The 19,242-nt window shown below is 44.1% G+C and carries 18 protein-coding genes; 11 read left to right on the plus strand and 7 right to left on the minus strand.

Annotated elements, in window-relative coordinates; translation table 11 throughout:
* A partial coding sequence (locus tag Q7J41_RS13150; RefSeq protein ID WP_304888827.1) for a hypothetical protein occupies positions 1-227 on the minus strand: 227 nt, incomplete at its 3' end.
* A 334-nt stretch (positions 228-561) separates the two neighbouring features.
* On the opposite strand from Q7J41_RS13150, the gene rsmA reads away from it, so the two are divergent.
* Genes rsmA through Q7J41_RS13165 form a run of 3 tightly spaced genes read left to right on the plus strand, consistent with a single transcriptional unit; the run spans position 562 to position 3,303 of the window.
* Positions 562-1,455 carry a 16S rRNA (adenine(1518)-N(6)/adenine(1519)-N(6))-dimethyltransferase RsmA gene (gene rsmA / locus Q7J41_RS13155; protein ID WP_304888829.1) on the plus strand — a complete coding sequence of 298 codons (894 nt, stop codon included), beginning with the start codon at positions 562-564 and terminating at the stop codon, positions 1,453-1,455.
* A gap of 19 nt (positions 1,456-1,474) precedes the next feature.
* Entirely contained in the window at positions 1,475-2,506 is a 1,032-nt protein-coding gene (locus Q7J41_RS13160) for an ABC transporter ATP-binding protein (RefSeq protein WP_304888831.1), read from the plus strand.
* A complete protein-coding gene (locus Q7J41_RS13165) occupies positions 2,503-3,303 on the plus strand; it encodes a hypothetical protein (protein ID WP_304888833.1) in 801 nt (266 codons plus the stop codon). The genes Q7J41_RS13160 and Q7J41_RS13165 overlap by 4 nt, the downstream gene beginning before the upstream one ends.
* A gap of 126 nt (positions 3,304-3,429) precedes the next feature.
* On the opposite strand, the gene Q7J41_RS13170 is transcribed toward Q7J41_RS13165, so the two are convergent.
* Positions 3,430-4,323: a fumarylacetoacetate hydrolase family protein gene (locus Q7J41_RS13170; protein ID WP_304888834.1), complete on the minus strand. Its 894-nt coding sequence runs from the start codon at positions 4,321-4,323 to the stop codon at positions 3,430-3,432.
* A 322-nt stretch (positions 4,324-4,645) separates the two neighbouring features.
* Here Q7J41_RS13170 and pyrB point away from each other — a divergent pair, with 322 nt between their 5' ends.
* Genes pyrB through Q7J41_RS13210 form a run of 8 tightly spaced genes read left to right on the plus strand, consistent with a single transcriptional unit; the run spans position 4,646 to position 10,777 of the window.
* Positions 4,646-5,572 (plus strand): aspartate carbamoyltransferase, encoded by a 927-nt coding sequence (gene pyrB, locus Q7J41_RS13175; protein ID WP_304888836.1) that lies wholly within the window; start codon positions 4,646-4,648, stop codon positions 5,570-5,572.
* Positions 5,569-6,003 (plus strand): aspartate carbamoyltransferase regulatory subunit, encoded by a 435-nt coding sequence (locus tag Q7J41_RS13180; RefSeq protein WP_304888837.1) that lies wholly within the window; start codon positions 5,569-5,571, stop codon positions 6,001-6,003. The genes pyrB and Q7J41_RS13180 overlap by 4 nt, the downstream gene beginning before the upstream one ends.
* A 13-nt stretch (positions 6,004-6,016) precedes the next feature.
* Entirely contained in the window at positions 6,017-7,189 is a 1,173-nt protein-coding gene (locus Q7J41_RS13185) for a dihydroorotase (protein WP_304888839.1), read from the plus strand.
* Positions 7,164-8,024, plus strand: coding sequence for an orotidine-5'-phosphate decarboxylase (gene pyrF, locus Q7J41_RS13190; protein ID WP_304888840.1), 861 nt, complete (start codon positions 7,164-7,166; stop codon positions 8,022-8,024). The genes Q7J41_RS13185 and pyrF overlap by 26 nt, the downstream gene beginning before the upstream one ends.
* Positions 8,015-8,716: a dihydroorotate dehydrogenase electron transfer subunit gene (locus Q7J41_RS13195; protein ID WP_304888842.1), complete on the plus strand. Its 702-nt coding sequence runs from the start codon at positions 8,015-8,017 to the stop codon at positions 8,714-8,716. Before pyrF ends, Q7J41_RS13195 begins: the two co-directional genes overlap by 10 nt.
* Complete coding sequence (locus Q7J41_RS13200; protein WP_304888844.1) at positions 8,709-9,614, plus strand: dihydroorotate dehydrogenase; 906 nt, start codon at positions 8,709-8,711, stop codon at positions 9,612-9,614. Before Q7J41_RS13195 ends, Q7J41_RS13200 begins: the two co-directional genes overlap by 8 nt.
* 26 nt (positions 9,615-9,640) lie before the next feature.
* A complete protein-coding gene (gene pyrE / locus Q7J41_RS13205; RefSeq protein WP_304888846.1) occupies positions 9,641-10,216 on the plus strand; it encodes an orotate phosphoribosyltransferase in 576 nt (191 codons plus the stop codon).
* 39 nt (positions 10,217-10,255) lie between these two features.
* Positions 10,256-10,777, plus strand: a complete 522-nt coding sequence (locus Q7J41_RS13210; protein ID WP_304888848.1) for a type 1 glutamine amidotransferase domain-containing protein — start codon at positions 10,256-10,258, stop codon at positions 10,775-10,777.
* Positions 10,778-10,980: 203 nt separating this feature from the next.
* On the opposite strand, the gene Q7J41_RS13215 is transcribed toward Q7J41_RS13210, so the two are convergent.
* The 5 genes from Q7J41_RS13215 to ltaE form a co-directional block, all read right to left on the minus strand.
* The gene (locus Q7J41_RS13215; protein ID WP_304888850.1) at positions 10,981-12,072 is read right to left on the minus strand and encodes a hypothetical protein; all 1,092 of its coding nucleotides are present in this window, start codon (positions 12,070-12,072) and stop codon (positions 10,981-10,983) included.
* A 374-nt stretch (positions 12,073-12,446) separates the two neighbouring features.
* The gene (locus tag Q7J41_RS13220; protein WP_304888852.1) at positions 12,447-13,808 is read right to left on the minus strand and encodes a diguanylate cyclase domain-containing protein; all 1,362 of its coding nucleotides are present in this window, start codon (positions 13,806-13,808) and stop codon (positions 12,447-12,449) included.
* A gap of 73 nt (positions 13,809-13,881) precedes the next feature.
* Complete coding sequence (locus Q7J41_RS13225) at positions 13,882-16,629, minus strand: methyl-accepting chemotaxis protein (protein WP_304888858.1); 2,748 nt, start codon at positions 16,627-16,629, stop codon at positions 13,882-13,884.
* A 246-nt stretch (positions 16,630-16,875) separates the two neighbouring features.
* Complete coding sequence (locus Q7J41_RS13230) at positions 16,876-17,994, minus strand: hypothetical protein (protein ID WP_304888854.1); 1,119 nt, start codon at positions 17,992-17,994, stop codon at positions 16,876-16,878.
* 96 nt (positions 17,995-18,090) lie between these two features.
* Positions 18,091-19,122 carry a low-specificity L-threonine aldolase gene (gene ltaE / locus Q7J41_RS13235; RefSeq protein WP_304888856.1) on the minus strand — a complete coding sequence of 344 codons (1,032 nt, stop codon included), beginning with the start codon at positions 19,120-19,122 and terminating at the stop codon, positions 18,091-18,093.
* Positions 19,123-19,242: the final 120 nt, after the last annotated feature.

Here is a 19,242-nt window from a genome sequence, read left to right on the forward strand (position 1 = left end):
GGATCAGTCAATCCGTTAGAAAATGAGAGGAGCCATTTTTCGTTTTCATCAACAACAATTTTTTCGAGTTCGGTAATTCCGGTTGAAACCATCTGGGTCATCTCATTTTCATAAATTGAAAAAAAGATATTAATGGCCACAAAAAAACCGATGGTAACGACTAAGAGAATAATAATGAGAATAAACAAATTTATTTTTGCGTGAAGGGTGTTTTTCTTAAACATCATTTTCTCCTGGTCTGGGTTATGCTCCCGCTGTTTATCGATTTATAATCAGGTTATTAAAATGGTTATGTTAAAGGTATTATATCCTTTCATCTTCGGTGTTACAATACATTATTGCGATCATCAGGAATAATTGCGCAAAGAAATATCTGACGTTATAATAATTGAAGATTTCATAAATATGACGTCAGCCGACCGAAAGGTTGGGTCTTTCAATGTCAAATTACTGATAAGGTCTTCCCGCGGGATTAAATAAAGTGTATAATAGTTAAGTTGTGAACGAAGCCTCACGGGGTCTTTCGTAATGCGTAAATAGTTGTAAAACGAAAGGAAATGAATGGAAAAATTAACATCACCAAGAGTCATTGAATCATTGTTAAAAAAATATGATCTCCACTTCAATAAACGATTTGGACAGAATTTTTTAATTGACGAAAATATTGTCCAAAAGATTGTCAGAGCAGGAGATGTGGGGGAAAGGGATCTGGTGCTGGAAATCGGTCCGGGAATTGGAACCATGACCCAAGCTCTCAGTGAGCATGCGGGTAAGGTAATTACAGTTGAAATAGATAAAAAACTAATGCCAGTTCTTCAGGAGACCCTGAAAGAATGTGACAATGTGGAAATTATCCAGGGCGATATTTTAAAAACCAACGTCAGGGAGATACTGGGAGATCATCTCGCTGCGATGCCCCTTAAAATTGTGGCAAACTTGCCCTATTATATTACCACCCCTATTATTATGGGCTTTCTGGAATCGGATTTGCCCATTGAGAGCATGACCTTTTTGATTCAAAAGGAGGTAGGCGAGCGTCTATGTGGGGTTCCCAGCACCAAAGCCTATGGATCTCTGAGTATCGTAGCTCAATTTTATGCGGATATTTCCATTGATTTTGATGTGCCATCGCATGTGTTTATACCTAAACCTAAGGTTGACTCCATTGTTGTAACGCTAAAAAAACTGAAAACACCGAAAATTGAACTGGAAAATAAGGAATTGTTTTTAGCGGTTGTTAAAGCCAGCTTCCTGAACCGACGAAAAACCCTGATCAATGGTTTGACGATGAATACCCCCTTTGACAAAGCCGTTTTGCTGGAGGTTCTGGAGGTCTGTAATATCGCACCGGGGATCCGGGGGGAAACCCTTACCGGATCAGATTTTGGCCGAATCGCCAATGAGCTGAACAAACGGGTTGACACATTGGCAGAACCTATCGCAAAGAAGGAATAATTTTTTTAAGGAGAAAAAAATGATTGAATTAAAGGATGTAACCCTTAAATATTCAAGCACTAAAGGTATTTTTAACTTAAATTTTAATGTTGAAAAAGGCGAGGTTTTTGGATATGTGGGGCCGAACGATGCCGGTAAAACAACTACCATTCGGATGCTGATGGGATTGCTCCGGGCGGGGCGGGGCAGTGCGACCATCGATGGGTTAAACTGTTTTTCGAGGGCTTCAGCGATTCAGAAGCATCTTGGATATGTGCCCGAAGACGTGGTTCTTTTTGAAAACATGCGAGTGAAAGAGTATCTGAATTTTATCACTCAGATGCGGGGGATTTTCGGTCAAAAAGACACCAGACTCCGAGAATCACTGATTGAACGATTTGAAGTGGAGACCCGGGGGAAAATTGAGAATATGTCAAATGGCATGAAAAAAAGATTGGCCATTGTCACAGCCCTGATGCATGATCCTCAAACTTTGGTGTTGGATGAACCTACTAGCGGACTGGATCCGCTGATGCAGTCCCGTTTATTAGATCTCATTCTGGAAGAGAAGCGCCGGGGCAAAACGGTGCTGCTGTCAACCCATAGGTTTGAAGAGGTGGAACGAACCTGTGATCGGGTTGGGGTTCTAAAAGAAGGCCATCTGGTCGAAAACATGGATATTGTCAGCCTGCGAGCCGAAGAAACCAAGGCCTATCTGGTAAAATTTGCTGCACCGCCAAATTTGGAGCAAATTAAAAAATATGGTTTCGGCTATCAGCAGTTTTCGCAGAGTGACTACGAATTATTTTCGCCCGGTGATCGGATTGATGTCCTGATGAAGGTTTTATCCCACGAAAAGGTATTGGTATTTAATTCAAAAAATCAATCTCTGGAAGAGATTTTTCAGCAGCATTATCAGAAAGAAATAAAACATCAAGAGATCAAAAAAGAAGTGAAAAATATAGAATCTAAACCGCAAGAAGAAAAACCGAAATTGTTCCAGAAAAAAGAAATGAAAAATAAGGCCCTGCCCGATCAGGAGGAAAAAGTCAAAGAGGTGAAAAAAGCATGAGTATTCCATTGTTTCTGAAAAACATAAAAAACAATACCCTGCTGCTGCTGGTTTTTGTCGCTCTGATGTCCATTTATCTGGCTGTTATTATCTATATCTACGATCCCAGTGGGGTTGGGGCAATGGTGGATATGATGTCCATCTTACCGGCGGTGCTGGTTAATGCCATGGGCTTCGGCACCATTGACAGCGGTCTGACTGGATTCATTGCCAGTCTGTTTTACGGGTTTCTGATTTATCTGTTTCCGATGGTTTACTGCATTATTCTGGCCAATCGGTTGGTGGCAAAGTGGGTTTATGAAGGATCTTTTACCAGTTTGCTGTGTACCCCAAACAGCCGGATTAAAATCATTGTGACCCAGGGCATTTATCTGCTGGCGTCCATTGCGGTATTATTCACGGTGCTCTTTTTAGTCGGCTATGGCATGAGCGAACAGTTTTTTCCAGGAATGCTGGATGTCAAAGTGTTTTTAAAACTCAATTTAGGTGCCTGTCTGATGACCATGACCATCGGTATGTTCTGCTTTTTCTTTTCTTGTTTGTTCAATAGCACCAAACTGGCATTGTTCTTTGGCGCCCTGATTCCAATTGGATTCTTTATTTTGAATACCCTCAGCAAGTTGTCAGAGCGGACCGCCTTTTTAGGGAAATTCTCCCTATATAATGCTTTTGACGGTCTGGCCATTGTCAATGGACAGGCTAACATCACCCTGATCATTGGCGGTTTTGCCATCTTTATTGGGGTGCTGTTTGTGGCCGCCATCGGGGTATTCAGTCTCAAACGTTTGCCCGTTTAAATTATTAAAGTCGGATTGATTGATTGGGCAGCAAACAGCATTCATCGGTAAACTTGATGCGCAACTAAAAAGCCTGCATCGTCTCGGGTCAGATCCCCAGATGATGCAGGCTTTTTTAAATTCTATTTATTCGATGGTGTTGCGCAAGATGCCGATTTTTTCGATTTCCGCTTCAATCTGATCTCCGTGTTTGAGGAATTGCGGCGGATCCAGAGCAAAGCCTACACCGGCAGGGGTTCCGGTGAGAATGATATCTCCCGGCAGCAGGGTCATCCCCTGGGACAGGTCGCTAATAATGGAGGGGATATCAAAGATCATTCGAGCTGTATTGGAATGCTGACGTACCTCGCCGTTGATCCGGCAGGTGATGTCTAGGTCAAAGGGGATTTTTAAATCGTTTTTATGCAAGATTCGGGGACCCAGGGGACAGAAGGTATCCAGTGATTTGCCCTTATACCATTGGGAGTGCTTTTTTTGGAGATCCCGGGCGGTGATGTCGTTGGCAATGGTGTAACCAAAAATATAATCTTCGGCCTCTTCCTGGGGAATATCGGCCCCCTCTTTGCCAATGACAATGGCCAGTTCCACTTCATAGTCGATCTGTTTGGTGGCCTTGGCATGGGACAGAATGACCGTATTCGGACCAGTGACCGAAGTGGGCAGTTTGGAAAAATAAATCGGATTTTCCGGCACTTCTCCCATCGAGGGAATGTTCCTGATTTCCTTGGCGTGATCAGCATAGTTTTTACCCAGACAGAAAATATTTCTTGGCGGTTTGGGAATCGGCGCCAGCAGTTTGACCAGACCCAGATTGATCCCCAGATTCTGATGTTCAGTCATGACTTTCTTGATGTCAGCCAGTAGTTCATCGGTAGCCAGGGGAATAAAGTCGATCAGACGTTCCGGAAATTTGAGACCCATCAGTTTACCGATGGTTGTAATCGGTAAAACCTTTGTTTCATCGGCTGTTAGAATGCCACCTTCACTAAATGCGTTATATTGATAAGTTACGAAATACATATAAAGTCCCTCCCTTTTTCTTCTTATCATACCATTATCTGCTTCGAAATTCCAGTCAAATCCTGCAGTATGCGTCTATCGAGCCTGAAGTCCAAATATTATCTTAAGATATCGGGTTCTTTTAATCAAAGTTCATTGACAATTTTAGCTAATTAAATTATGATTATTGTAATTAAGTATGCAGGCTTTGTAAAGCGAGGCATAAAGGTGCAAAAGGAACGATACATATAATGAGGGAAAATGCCTGTTAGAAAGTATGCCGCTATTTTTATAAAGCGGCTTGTTTTTTGCCCATAATTGTGTTTATGATAGGAGGAACATTATGTTAAAAGGAAGACATTTAATCGAGCCTGGAGACTTTCAACTAAACGAAATTGAATCGATTATGCAGCTGGCTGATAATATTATTGCAGACCCCGAGGGTTATTCTTTGGTTTGCAAGGGAAAATTATTAGCCAGCCTTTTTTATGAGCCTTCCACCCGGACACGGTTCAGTTTTGAAGCGGCGATGCTTCGTTTAGGCGGGGAAATCATCGGGTTTGATGATCCCAATAATTCGTCGGTGTCCAAGGGCGAAAGTCTGGGCGATACGATAAGGACCATTGAGTGCTATTCCGACATCGCAGTGATCCGACATCCCCGGGAGGGAACAGCCCGGCTGGTTTCCAAGTTTGCCAACGAAATGCCGATTATCAATGCCGGCGATGGCGGCCATGAACATCCCACCCAGACCTTGACAGATCTGCTGACGATTCGAAAATTCAAGGGCGGCTGTGACAACCATGTGGTTGGGGTATGCGGGGATTTACTTTTTGGCCGAACCATCCATTCCCTGGTTAAAACTTTGAGCCGTTACAAGGGCATTCGGTTTGTTTTTATTTCCCCCACCGAACTCAAAATGCCGGCTCATATTCTCAATCAGCTGGATCCCAAAACCTATAAAGAAACGACCAGTCTGGATGAGGTCATCGGCCAGCTGGACATTCTCTATATGTCCCGGGTTCAACGAGAACGGTTTGTTAGTGAGGAAGAATATCTGCGGTTGAAAAACTATTATATTCTCGATAAAAAGAAAATGAAGGCGGCCAAGCAGGACATGATTGTGATGCATCCGTTGCCCCGGGTCAATGAAATAGCCACTGAGGTGGACGAGGATCCCCGGGCGGTATATTTTGCCCAGGCCAAATATGGGATGTATGTGCGGATGGCATTGATTGCCAAACTTCTGGGAGTGGAGGATCGAAAATGATCAACGTATCGAAACTGAAAAAAGGTATCATCATCGACCATATTGAAGCGGGACACGGGTTTGAGATTTACAAGGAACTCCATCTCAATGATATTGATGATGTGGTAGTTTTACTAAAAAACATTCCCAGCAAAAAAATGAAGCAAAAGGATTTAATCAAAATCGAAACCGACATGCAGATTGATATGACCGTTCTGGGTCTGATTGATCCCAATGTCACCATCAACTTTGTCAAGAATGGTGAATTGTGCAAAAAAATAAGTCTGACCTTGCCGAAGGTTGTCAATGGCATTATGACCTGTAAAAATCCCCGCTGTATTACCCAGTATGAGGACGTGAAGGAAATTAAATTCTATCTAGTAAATGAAGAGAAAAAACAATACCGCTGCGAGTACTGCGACGCCTACACCACTTTTATTGACGAAGAATAATGAAGGAGGAAAGATGAAAACCTTAATCAAGAACGTTGAAATGGTTGATGCCGACGGAAGACGGTTTGGCAAGGTATTGATTGAAGACGGAAAAATAAAAAAAGTGTATAAAGAAAAAGGGAACGTCAAGTCTGAATATGATCAGGAAATCGATGGTCAGGGCTATCTGCTGATGCCGGGATTTATTGATATGCACTGCCATTTGCGCGACCCGGGCTATGAATATAAAGAAACCATGGAAACCGGTATGCAGGCGGCGCTGAAAGGTGGCTTTACGACGCTGGTAGCGATGGCTAATACCAAACCCTGCATCGATGAGGCGACTCCTTTAAAAGCCAATCTGGATAAAGCCGAAGCGCTGCAGCTTTGTAACCTGATTCAGGTGGCGGCACTGACAAAAGCGTTTAATGATTCGGATCTTGTCGATATCAAATCCTTGCGTCCATTGACCAATGTGTTTTCCAACGACGGGGTTTCGATTCTGAATCCGGACATCATGGTGGCCGGGCTTAAGGCTTCAATCGAACATGACTTTATTCTATTGACCCATTGCCAGCCGGAAACTGAACTGGTGCGACGGGATGTCATGCTGCTGGAAGAAATCAGTGGTCATCTGCATGTCTGCCATATCAGCAAAAAAGATACCCTGGATCTGATTGCGGAAGCTAAGGCAAAGGGCCTCGATATCACCTGTGAAGTGACTCCCCACCACATCTTTGCCTCGGCGATGGACTACAAGGTCAATCCGCCGTTTCGGACTTATCCTGACCGCCGTGCTTTAATCGAAGGCATCAAGGAAGGCGTTATTGATATGTGCGGCACGGATCATGCCCCCCACTCGGAAGAGGATAAGTTAAAAGGCGCCCCGGGGATCAATAACTTCGAAATGGCTTTTGCCATGTATTATACGGTCTTTGAACAGAACGGCATCGGCCTGGAGAAGCTTAGCGATATGCTCAGCAACGCCCCAGCCAAACGCCTGGGCCTTAAAGCCGGGTTGATTAAAGAACGATATCCGGCGGATCTGGTTCTGGTAGATCTGAACTGGGAAGGGAAAATCAATCCCAAAGACTTTATTTCTAAAAGTAAAAACAATCCCTTTGGCGGTGAGACCCTTAAAGGAAAAGTAATGATGACCATAGTGAAGGGAGAAATTAAATATGATGATAATGGACCGGCTCTATAATGATGCTGTAAAAAAAGGACCGATTTGTGTGGGTCTGGACACAACCTTAAAATATTTACCAAAATACCTGCTTAGTAAGGACTGGTCCGATGGTGAGAAAATAACGGAATTCAATAAAAAAATTGTCGATGCTACTGAGGATCTGGCAGCTTCCTACAAGGTGCAGATTGCCTGTTACGAGTCACTGGGACTGGACGGCATGAAGGCCTACAGCGAAACCGTCAAATATGCTAGAAGCAAAGGCGTTGTCGTCATTGGCGATGTCAAACGGGGCGATATTTCGTCCACCGGCGATCAGTATGCCAAAGGCCATTTTACTGGTGATTTCGAAGTGGATATTATGACCGTCAACGCTTATATGGGCGAAGATGCGGTATCACCTTACTATAAATATATCAAAGAAAACGATAAGGGGATCTTTATTCTGCAACGGACGTCCAACCCGTCAGCGGTGGATCTCCAGAACCTGAAGGTTGGTGATGACACCATCTACGAAATCATGGGAGATAAAATTGAAGCCTGGGGAATGGCCTTTCGAGGAGAAAACGGTTTTTCGGCCATTGGCTCGGTGGTAGGACTGACCCGTCCGGAAGAATTCGAAGCGATTCGGGAACGTTGTCCCCATACCTTCTTTTTAGTGCCAGGCTACGGCGCCCAGGGCGGAACCGGCGAGGATATAGCCAATATTCTGAAAAAATCGCAGTGTGCGGTGGTTAACTCATCCCGGGGACTGATCACTGGTCATCAAAAGGCTGGCTGTGAAGATGAGGGCTTTGCCGAGCATATTAGAAACGCAACCCTGGCAATGCAGGAGGATATTCTTAAATGGCTCTAGTTCAAAGTAATACTTGTGTATCACCTGGGATTTATAAAATGACAGTGGATTTCACTGGAGCTGTAAAACCAGGACAGTTCTTTATGCTGAGAGCCTGGGATAAAGATCCGCTGCTTTCCCGACCGATCAGCGTTCATAATTATGAACCCGGTAAACTCACCTTTTTATACCAGGTGGTCGGAAAAGGGACCGAAATATTGTCCCAGCTTCAAAGCAATGATGATGTGACCATCCAAGGTCCCTACGGCAATGGTTTCCCAGAAATAACCGGAGACCTCTGTGTCGTTGGCGGCGGTATCGGGACAGCCCCCCTGTATTATCTGGTGCGCCACTATCAGAAACAAAATCCCGCAGGGAAGTGTCGGGTCTATCTGGGCTTTAGAGATATCGCCTACGGGGCTGATGCCTTTGCTGCGCTGGCCGATGAAGTTGTGCTTGATGTCGGGGGTATTATCACCCACAAACTTACCGTTTTACCCGGTGAAACTGTGGTGACCTGCGGGCCGGAAATTATGATGGCAGCGGTGGCTAGCGCCGTGCCGGCTGAGCATGCCGTCTACGTTTCGCTGGAAGCCCATATGGCCTGTGGCATCGGTGCCTGTCTGGGTTGTACCTGCGAAACCCGATCCGGCAATAAAAAAGTCTGTAAAGACGGCCCGGTGTTTGGCCGCGAGGAGGTCTTTAATGTCTGATTATCTGGAAACAAAATTTAATGACATCCTCTTTAAAAACCCGGTGATTCCTGCTTCCGGAACCTTTGGTTTTGGCCGGGAGTATGAAGCCTTTTATGATTTGGCTAAACTTGGCGGCCTCTGCTCCAAAGGGTTGACCTTAGAACCAAAATCGGGAAACACCGGCATGCGTCTATGGGAAACACCGGCCGGATTGATGAATAGCATTGGTCTGGAAAACCCGGGAATCGATGCATTTATTGAAAAGGAATGGCCGCATCTAAAAAACATTGATACGGTCACCATTGTGAACGTCGGTGGCAAGGACGAAGAATCTTACCTCACTGCCATTGAAAAACTAAACACCATCGATGCCCAGCTCATCGAGCTGAATATTTCTTGCCCTAATGTCAAAGCCGGGGGAATGGCTTATGGCATCAAAGCAACAACCGCCGGAGACATTACTAAAAAAGTGGTAGACATTTCTCGTCATCCGATTATGGTTAAACTGTCACCCAACGGCGAAGCGGTAGCTGACATTGCGCGAGCCTGCGAGGCAGCTGGTGCTCAGGGAATTTCGCTGATCAATACGCTGCAGGGAATGGCCATTGATTACAGGAAAAAAGCAGTTGTTTTTGACAACCTCTATGCCGGCCTTTCCGGTCCTGCCGTCAAACCTGTTGCTCTGCGGATGACCCATCAAGTTTGCCAGGCCGTGAAAATTCCGGTGATGGCCATGGGTGGGATCAGTGATTGGAAAGATGCCCTGGAATTTATTATGGCTGGAGCAACATGCATCCAGATCGGTACCATCAACTTCAATAACCCGATGGCTCCCATTGAGATTATTGAAGGTCTGAAAGCCTATTGCATCAAAGAAGGACTAGCCAATATTGGCGAAGTCCGAGGAATTGTTTAATATAAAATATAGAAATGAGGAATAATATGAGTCAGGAAGTATTAGAAATATTAAAAGAAACCGATGCCTTTTTAGAAGGACATTTTTTACTCTCATCCGGAAAACACAGTGACCAATATGTCCAATGCGCCAAGGTACTGCGATTTCCAGATGCGGCAGCGAAAGTTTTAGCACCGGTTGTAGAACAGTTAAAAGCACTCGAAATAGATAAGGTTGTTGGTCCGGCTATGGGCGGCGTCATCGTATCTTACGAAATTGGCCGTCAGTTGGGTAAAGAATCCATCTTTACCGAACGGAAAGATGGACTGATGGAACTGCGACGAGGCTTTGAAATTAAACCAGGTGAACGCGTTATCATCACCGAAGACGTTGTCACCACCGGAAAATCAACCATTGAAACTAAAAAAGTTTTGGAAGAATTGGGTGCCGTGGTACTGGGCGTTGCTTGTATTGCTGACCGTCGAGCTGCGGGAGTTGAAATTAACATGCACATCTACTCTTCCATTAAACTGGAAATTACCGCCTGGGAACCAGATGATTGCCCGGTTTGTAAGGCCGGTAAAGTCAAACTGGTTAAACCCGGTTCACGAGGCAATGCTTAATTATAAAGTTTTAAATTTATTATATACAGGAGGAACAATATGAAAAACAAAAAGATTATCGCGTTGATCAGTAATGATTTTGAAGATCTTGAATTATGGTATCCCGTGCTTCGCTTGCGTGAAGAAGGGGTTACTGTTCATGTTGTGGGGGAAGATGCCGGCAAAAAGTACATCGGTAAATACGGCGTACCCTGTGTTTCCGATCTGGCCTATACTGATATCAATCCCGACGATTATGATGGGATTCTGGTTCCCGGTGGCTGGGCTCCCGATGCCATTCGTCGATTCCCGGTGGTTCTTGATATGATCCGCAACCTTGATGGCAGAAAGCGGGTCATCGGACAGATTTGCCATGCTGGTTGGGTTCTGATTTCAGCCGGTATTTTAAAAGGTAAAAATGTCACCAGCACCCCCGGCATCAAAGATGATATGACTAATGCTGGGGCCATCTGGCATGACACGCCGTCCATTATTGATGGTCACATCGTTTCAAGCCGTCGTCCGCCCGATCTGCCAGAATATATGATTGACTACATCAAAGTTCTGAAAACTCAGGATTGATCAGATCTGAAAAATAAAAATACCGACATTTATCTAACGTCTGCAAACCTGCATCGGAGAGACAAGATGTCGGTATTTTTTTAGCTTGGTAACATACTATTGCATGGATTCGATCAAAGACGGTTCAATCGTCCTGAAAAAATGCGGTATATTCACTTCTGAGTAATCGTTTTGATAAAATAACACGCTGATGGTTTTTAATATTATTTTAAAATCAAATATTTTTGTGCGGATGAAATCCTGGCAGCAGCGATGGTGATTTGAGTTTGCGTATTCGCTTTTGTAACGATATTAGCTTCTACAACTTCAAAATAAATTGCCCAAGACTCAGGTGTATAGTCCATCTCGTTAACCGCAGATATAGCTTCTATATATGGTGTGAGATCACCTTCTTTTATAACTAAGCTACTTTGAGCAGTTGTAATTCTGGCAGCAGCGATAGTAATTTGAGTTTGCGTATTCGCTTTTGTAACGATATGAGCTTTTACAACTTCAGAATAAGTCGCCCAAGATTCAGTGGTATAATCCATCTCATTGACCGCCGAGATAGCCTCAATATAGGGTGTAAGATCACCTTCTATAGCCACTAAACTACTTTGAGCGGCGACAATGTTTACAGCGGCAATATTAACTTCTTCTTGTGTATTGGCCATCGTCACAAGATTAGCTTTTACAACTTCATAATAAGTTGCCCAGGATTCAGTGGTATAATCCATTTCATTAACTGCTTCTATGGCTTCAAAAAAAGGAAGTAAGTCGGTTGTTTGAACAATGATGATCTTGATAGCTTCTAATCGAAGACTCTCTCCTTTAGTACCTGCGTCTTCACCACCCACAAACCAGGTTGCAGTATCATTGACATCTTTCAGCCAACCTTTATTTTCAACTTGGACATCATATTTGATAACGTAACCAGGCATGTTTTCAAGAACCAGTTTTATACTCTCGATCCGTAAGCCCAACCCTGTCGTACCGGCGGCTTCACCCATTGCAAATGGCCCCATATCACCTTTATCTTGTACGTGGACGGAGGTCTGGATACTCGCAATATTTTGAAATTCGCCGATGAGCCCAACTTTAACGGATTCGATACGGAGACTTTCACCGATTGTACCTGAAATATCACCATTAGATTTCCAATCTTGTTCCCAACCGCGATTTTCGATATGGGACATATAGTGAACACCGGTATCAGTAAATGCTGTAGTATCTTTTGTAGCTGCAAACGTATTAGCTGAAAAAAACATAAAAAACCCGATAAATAGTGATAGAATCCCGATTATTAGCTTCTTCATTTTGTAACCTCCAGTTATTTTTTTCTTGATACCGAGAAAAAATGAATTTTACGATCTATTAACATTTAATACTCGAATGTTTTGATTCACATGAATAGATCTCCTTTCTCGATTTTGGAATCAAAATACATAATAATCTACTTAAACAGTATTCTACCTATAATGTAAACGATTGTCAAGATAGGGATATTATATATATTAAACAACATTTTGTAATTTTGATTGAACTAAAAAGTCACACAAATAAAACATTAATGAAAGATGTATATTTATTGATGGATAGTTACTACGAAAATGATTTAAAAAAAAGAAAAAAACCTCAACTAATAAAAGAGCACATTGTTGAGGTTATAGATTTAGATTTATAGGTAAGGTCACATGACGTCAATACCCTCATGCCAGGCGGCAATGCGGTTTCGGCCAGTTTCCTTGGCCTGATAAAGGGCTTCGTCGGCACGTCGTAACAGGTTTTCAAAAGAGTTCTCATCCATCGGATTCGAAGAGATGACCCCAACTGAAACAGTAACCACATCATTGACTGGAGAGGACTCGTGCGGAATATTCAAATTCTGAATCGCTTCGCGCAGCGCTTCGGCGACGTTCTGAGCCCCTTTGGCATTGGTATTGGGGAGCAGGCAGACGAACTCTTCGCCGCCCCAACGGGCAGCCAGATCTTTAGGCCGCTTGAGGGTAACTGACAGAGCCGTAGCCACTTTTTTAAGACAGGTATCTCCTTCCAGATGGCCATAGGTATCGTTGTAAAATTTAAAATGATCAATATCAAGCAAAAGTACGGATAAAATAGTTCCGGTTCTTTTGGCTTTTTTTATTTCCAGAGTCATGGTGTCGTCAAACCGTCGGCGATTAGCGATCTGGGTCAGCTGATCCACGTCGGTATTGATTTTTAGGGTGTCCTGATAATATTTCACAGCCAGATGATTCTTGATCTTGGCTTTGATAATCGGGATGCTGAAGGGTTTGGTAATATAATCGATGGCACCCAGGGTTAAGCCAAACTCAATATCCTTGGCAGCGGTGAGGGAGGTGAGAAAGATCACCGGAATATCTTTTGTTTTTGCTCCCTGGTTCAGCCGTCGGCAAATCTCATAGCCGTCGATTTCAGGCATGATTATATCTAATAGGATGAGATCCGGCGGATCATTGGAATTACAAATGGACAGCGCTTCTTTGCCGTTATGGGAAATCAGAACCTCATAGTCCTCAATCAGAGCGGTTTCCATTATTTTAGTGTTAAGCGGAGAGTCGTCAACTATCAGGATTTTCTGTCGGATCGGACAAAGATCTTCCAGTTCGTTCTGGAGGTGGCTTTTTTTAAGGTGTTGTCGAACTGCTTTAAGTCCAGCGGCAGAGAGCTTTGTGTGGGTGATGTCAACCCCGGCCACATAGGCGTAGTTGTCGTGGCAGTTAAATTCCCAGTCGACATATCGGTAGCTGCCGTCTTTAGAACGGAAACGATTAGAAAAGGTAAGTCGGTGGTTGGTGTGCAGCAACTCCGAAAAAACAAAGGCAGTGGCATCCCGGTCGTCAGGGTGAGCATATTCGATGATATTAGTATCCGACAGTTCTTCGGCAGTGTAACCGAAGGTTTTTTCCCAGGAACTATTGACCTTTTCAAACCATCCGTCAATATTCAGGATGCATAAAAGACCTAGATTCAGGGAAAAAATGCGGTTGAGAATTTGCTGTGGGCTGTTCGCGGCGAAAAAATCTTCCATGGGTTGTGATTCCAATCGTTAATTAATTTATTTTTTTAATTATAACACGCATCATTAAAAGGTGGATAAAAAATTAATATTTATCCTGACCCAGATCCAGATCATCAAGAACGATCACCGGCTCCGGGGTATTAAATGCTTTGTTTAACGTTTCAGGGATCGGAATTGGGGTGGCCTTAGTAAGAATCGTATTTTTCAATTTAAAAGCGCTCATCATTTCTTTGAGCATTTCCGCCTGACCGGACAGTTCCTGACTGGCGGCAGCACTTTCTTCCGCTGTGGCTGAGTTTGTCTGAACCACCTGTGAAACCTGATCGAGACCCATGGTAATCTGAGCGATTTCTGTTGCCTGATCATTGGAAGCCCGGGCAATGCTTTCGACCAGACCGGCTACCTTTTCGATTTGATTGAGGATTTCTTTTAAACCCTCAGCAGTTTCATCAGCAATTTTTGTTCCGGCTTCGACCTTGTTAATCGAACCTTCGATGAGAACCGTAGTTTCTTTGGCGGCTTCGGCACTTCTTGCTGCCAGGGTGCGAACCTCTTCGGCGACCACGGCAAAACCCTTGCCGTGCTGACCGGCCCGGGCAGCTTCAACCGCTGCGTTCAAAGCCAGAATATTAGTCTGGAAGGCAATGTCGTCAATAACCTTGATTACTTTTGAAATATTATGAGATGATTCGTTAATATCAGCCATGGAAGTGACCATTTTTTTCATCTGCTCATTACCAGATTGGGCGTTGCTACGGACCTCAATAGCCCGGTCATTGGCTTCATTGGCATTGACGGCATTTCGTTTTGTTTCGGCTGCGACTTCTTCGATGGAAGCGCTGAGCTCCTGAATAGAACTAGCCTGTTCAGTGGTTCCCTGGGATAATTGCTGGCCGCCATCGGAAATCTGCCGTGATCCAGAGTCTACCTGACCGGCAGCTACGTTTATTTCACCCATGACCGTGCTGAGGCGGGTGGTAATATCATTAATGGCATATTTAATGGCGATGAAATCTCCAAGATAATGGTTGGTAATTTCCAGACTCAGATCTCCCTGACCAACCCGTTCCAGGGTAGTGGTTATCTCGTCAACGTATTGTTTGAGGAAGGCGATGGTGCGGTTCATATCGTCTTTGATTTTTCCATGCTGGCCTTTGAAATCGCCATCCATAGTAATATTTAAATTCCCCTGGGCCAACTGATTTAGCGTCGTTGAAGCAGCCCTGATGGGATCGATAACCACATCCAGGGTATTATTGAAGCCATCAATAACCCGGGCGTATTCGCCGGGGAATTTTGAGGCGTCGCTGCGATGATCGAGATCACCTTCGACGGCAATCCGGGTCATAGTCTGGGTCTCGTCAACCAACTTCATGATATTCTGAATCATCCCTACCAAGCTGGGAATCAATTGATCGTTGTCGCTACGTTTGCCTGTAGCGCTGAGATTTTCAAGATCCTGCATATCGCCGTTGGCGATATTGTTGATAATATCCATGATATGAACCAACTTGCTGTTGACCCGGTTGATGGAATCGGATATTTCGGCAAAGATACCACAATAATTCCCAACGATGGACTGGGAAAAATCGTTAATGCTGATCTGGGTCAGAATTTGATTACCTTCTTCAAGCGCCCCCAGACCGTCGATACAGGCGTTAATATTATTTCTTATGGTATTAAAATCACCGTGATACGTGTCGGTTATTCTTGTCGGAATCTCACCATTGCCAATTCGTTGAATATAGTCGGCGGCCACATACAGGGGTGTAATGACGGCATCCAGTGTATCATTGACGCCCTGGACGATTTCTTTGAAACCGCCTTGAAAGTCCTCGGTATTTCCCCGAGTCTCCAGCCGTCCTGCTACCGCAGCGGCAGAGAGGTGGTTGGCTTCAGTGATCAGGTGACGAATGTTTTCAATGGTCTGTTTAAGCGCTGGTGTAATTTCGTCCCGAGGACCCTGGGGGGCAATCTCCGCTGATAGATCTCCCGCAGCAATCTGGTTCAGCGTTCCGATCAGAACGAATTGTAGGTTGTCCGCAAAGTTGTCCAGGGCAACCGCCATTTCCCCAATTTCATTGGTTGCCTTCATATTCAGCCGGGTTCCTAAATAGCCATGGTTCATTTCCTGGATCATCTGGTTAACCCCAGAGATGGGTTTGGTGATCGACTGTGAAAGTTTATAAAGGATTAGAGACAGGACTAAAAACACCAGTAAGCCAATTCCGGCGATTAGCATCACATTCTTGGTGACAGCTGCAAACACGTTTTCCATGGAGTAGCCAATGTCAATCGCACCAACAAGCACGCCATTGATCGTTATGGGATATAGAACATCATAAACGGTTACATCATGGGACTCATAATAATACTCTGAAGCGGATGAAGTCCCTTCCTGGGCAGCAGCTTTCATACTTTCATCATCAGAATAATCGTTGCCAATGTCTTCCTTGATACTGTCGGCAATGTCGATCACATTCTTGTCAATGATGGCGATATAGACAATACTTTCATCATCAGCCATTTTATCAATCTGGGATTGATAACTGAATTCTGCTTTAAATTTTTCACTTTGTTCTGCTGACACCCCAGAAGTTGATTGTTCCAAAGCTTCAATTGCATTGGCATTGTTTTCCAGTTGTGTAACAAATCGCTGTGAAGTTGTAAATCCATTGCTTTTTAATTCTTCCAATAGACTGTCTCGAATCAAATAAGAAGAGATCGCACCAATCGCAACAATGCCCAGAAAAACGCAAATCAGGGGGATAATCAGCAGTTTAAATTGAATCGAGTCAGTTTTTCTCACTTTAGTTGTTTGTTTATTCATTATCATCTGTTCATCCTTTTTTTGGAGTTCGGGTCGGGATAAAAAATAGTTCATAAAAGTCTGATTTTGAGTATTAGTACAATTATACATGCAGATTTGGCTAAGTCAAAATGATTAACGTGGTAAAAGTAGATCAATTAATTGAAAAAAGCAATTGTCTGTACTGCCTTATCAGGAAGAAAATGCAAACAATTGCTTTAATGGATATTCCAGAGATTGATGCTCTGACCTGAAAGAGTCAGTTATTTACTGTTCGACAAAATCAACAATGATCTCGATGAGATCCATAGCGAGTTTATTGTAATGATCCCCGGTGAGATCCTCGGTACCAGAATAAATTAAAACAAAGGACTTGGCGTTAAGGCCAACGCCAATTTTAATCCGCGGTTTGTCTTTAAAGGCCACCGGAATATTGTCGTTTCTCAGGGTAATATACATTTTTTCCTTGTCGGCAAAAAGTTTCACCAGGGTTCGCCCGTCTTCTGCTTTAATGCTATAGGAACCATTGAAGGTAATGACCTTGCTGGTGGTGAGCCGATCTCCCAGCGATACTAAAAACTCCTCCAGGTTCAGTTTTAGATCAGGATGCCATTGATCCAGAACAATGGTTCGAATGGTGGGGTCGTTATTGCTGGAGCCAGTTTCCGCTGGCAGATGTAGAACATTCTCTTTTGACGTGGCATAATATCCGCTTTTGGGATCAACCAAGTTCTGTTCTTCAAGCATGGCGAAAGAAATCAACCCGAACGATTGTTTTTCAGCCCGCCAGCCACTGACGCCAATGGGGGGGAGGAAGTTGGCGTTTTTAAAGGGCTGGATATCTGTGGGGTCATTGGTCATAGCGACAAATAAAAAATCCGGATTGTATCCGAACTTATCAATACAGAGTTTGATCATGACGGGTTTTTTTAGTACCTTGGGGACGTCGTGATAAAGCTTGTAAGCTTCGTCCACATCTTCAATAAATCCGCCGTCTTTTTGATAGTGATAGGCCTTGGCCAAACGGTACATCAGAGCCAGACGGATATTCAGTTTATCACCGACATCTTTGTATTTATTAGGAAAGAGTTTTATATTCAGTTTTTCCGATGCGTCGTCATAGGCCGAAATTTTTGATTCCACAAAAATCACATGCCGCTGGAGGCTTTTTTCTTCGGCAATGATGACTAGATTGGGTTTGCCGAACTGCCCCAGGGACGGTTCAATGATAAAGCTGATTTTGACAATATCTGGCAGCCATTCAGGCTTGAAGTCATCGGTAAATTTAATTGTGTTTAAAAACTTCATTTGTTTTGCGAAATCGGTTTCCATATCAAGTATGATGCTGTTCACAACACCTTGGTTACCGTAGAAAGTGGTTGTCATAAAGAGTCCTCCATTTGTAGTGAGTTTAGTATACCACGTCAAGCTCAACTATAAAAGGATTTTGATGCATCCTGCCCGGAAAATGAAGGGTAAAAATCAGGAATAGCGACAGACAAGGGTCTTCATACTTTCGATGACCCAGTCGATGTCATCAGAGCTGACACCATGATTGGTAACAAAGCGGTATTCGCCGTCTTCTTGTCCGCTGATTTTGATATTTTTCGCAAGTAGTCCGGCCACCAGATTGGCTTCGGTAATGACCGAAGCCGGCAGGGTAAAAAAGACCATGTTAATGTCCAAACGATTACGGATGACCGAACAGGAGTCAATTTCTTCCAGGCGATTGGCCAGATAGCGGGCGTTATGGTGATCTTCTTTCAGACGGGATACCATTTCAGTCAGGCTGATAATCCCGGCAGCGGCCAGGATTCCCGCCTGGCGGAGGCCACCACCCATCAGCTTTCGGTTTTTGCGGGCTTTTTTTATAAATTTTGCAGTTCCCAGCAGCAGCGAGCCCACCGGTGCACACAGTCCCTTGGAAAGGCAGACGTTTACTGAGTCGCCCTGACTCGCGATTTCTTTAGCATCGACACCCAGGGCAAGGGCTGCATTAAAAATTCGGGCACCGTCAATGTGCATTGGGATACCGCGGGACTGGGCTAGCGCATAGACAGCTTCCATATTGGCAAGGGGAACGGTTTTTCCGGAAGATTGGGCATTCTCCATACAGATCAGGCCGGTATCCGGGAAGTGGATGTCATCGCCACGGAGCATCAGTGCCAGTTTCTCCACATCGATGCCGTCATCCAGAACCGGGAAGGTTCTAATCTGAACGCCGGAAAGCACAGCGGCAGCACCCACCTCGTGCATCAGGATATGGCAGGCATCGCCTACCAGTACCTCGTTTCCTCTTTGGGTATGGGTCATGATCGCCAGCTGATTTCCAAAAGTACCAGAGGGCACAAACAAGGCAGCCTCCTTTCCCAACAATTCGGCGGCCAGTTTTTCCAGTTGGTTGACAGTGGGGTCATCCCCATAGACATCATCGCCCACGGTTGCATTGGCCATGGCAATGCGCATCGCCGGGGTTGGTTGGGTGACTGTATCACTTCTTAAATCAATGATCATCTTAATTTCTCCTTGTGCTAAACTTAAACTTAAACTTAAACTTAAACTTAAACTTAAACTTAAACTTAAACTTAAACTTAAACTTAAACTTAAACTTAAACTTAAACTTAAACTTAAACT

This window comes from Acetobacterium sp. (genome assembly GCF_030652775.1).
Taxonomy (GTDB): Bacteria; Bacillota; Clostridia; order Eubacteriales; family Eubacteriaceae; genus Acetobacterium.

Excerpts from the sequence above, each read along its gene's own strand:
- pyrB (WP_304888836.1), top strand. The coding sequence starts at position 4,646 with ATGTTAAAAGGAAGACATTTAATCGAGCCTGGAGACTTTCAACTAAAC.
- Q7J41_RS13230 (WP_304888854.1), bottom strand. The coding sequence starts at position 17,994 with ATGACAACCACTTTCTACGGTAACCAAGGTGTTGTGAACAGCATCATA.
- Q7J41_RS13220 (WP_304888852.1), bottom strand. The coding sequence starts at position 13,808 with ATGGAAGATTTTTTCGCCGCGAACAGCCCACAGCAAATTCTCAACCGC.
- Q7J41_RS13210 (WP_304888848.1), top strand. The coding sequence starts at position 10,256 with ATGAAAAACAAAAAGATTATCGCGTTGATCAGTAATGATTTTGAAGAT.
- Q7J41_RS13180 (WP_304888837.1), top strand. The coding sequence starts at position 5,569 with ATGATCAACGTATCGAAACTGAAAAAAGGTATCATCATCGACCATATT.
- pyrE (WP_304888846.1), top strand. The coding sequence starts at position 9,641 with ATGAGTCAGGAAGTATTAGAAATATTAAAAGAAACCGATGCCTTTTTA.
- Q7J41_RS13160 (WP_304888831.1), top strand. The coding sequence starts at position 1,475 with ATGATTGAATTAAAGGATGTAACCCTTAAATATTCAAGCACTAAAGGT.
- Q7J41_RS13170 (WP_304888834.1), bottom strand. The coding sequence starts at position 4,323 with ATGTATTTCGTAACTTATCAATATAACGCATTTAGTGAAGGTGGCATT.
- Q7J41_RS13200 (WP_304888844.1), top strand. The coding sequence starts at position 8,709 with ATGTCTGATTATCTGGAAACAAAATTTAATGACATCCTCTTTAAAAAC.
- rsmA (WP_304888829.1), top strand. The coding sequence starts at position 562 with ATGGAAAAATTAACATCACCAAGAGTCATTGAATCATTGTTAAAAAAA.
- Q7J41_RS13195 (WP_304888842.1), top strand. The coding sequence starts at position 8,015 with ATGGCTCTAGTTCAAAGTAATACTTGTGTATCACCTGGGATTTATAAA.
- Q7J41_RS13165 (WP_304888833.1), top strand. The coding sequence starts at position 2,503 with ATGAGTATTCCATTGTTTCTGAAAAACATAAAAAACAATACCCTGCTG.
- pyrF (WP_304888840.1), top strand. The coding sequence starts at position 7,164 with ATGATGATAATGGACCGGCTCTATAATGATGCTGTAAAAAAAGGACCG.
- Q7J41_RS13225 (WP_304888858.1), bottom strand. The coding sequence starts at position 16,629 with ATGAATAAACAAACAACTAAAGTGAGAAAAACTGACTCGATTCAATTT.
- Q7J41_RS13185 (WP_304888839.1), top strand. The coding sequence starts at position 6,017 with ATGAAAACCTTAATCAAGAACGTTGAAATGGTTGATGCCGACGGAAGA.
- Q7J41_RS13215 (WP_304888850.1), bottom strand. The coding sequence starts at position 12,072 with ATGAAGAAGCTAATAATCGGGATTCTATCACTATTTATCGGGTTTTTT.
- ltaE (WP_304888856.1), bottom strand. The coding sequence starts at position 19,122 with ATGATCATTGATTTAAGAAGTGATACAGTCACCCAACCAACCCCGGCG.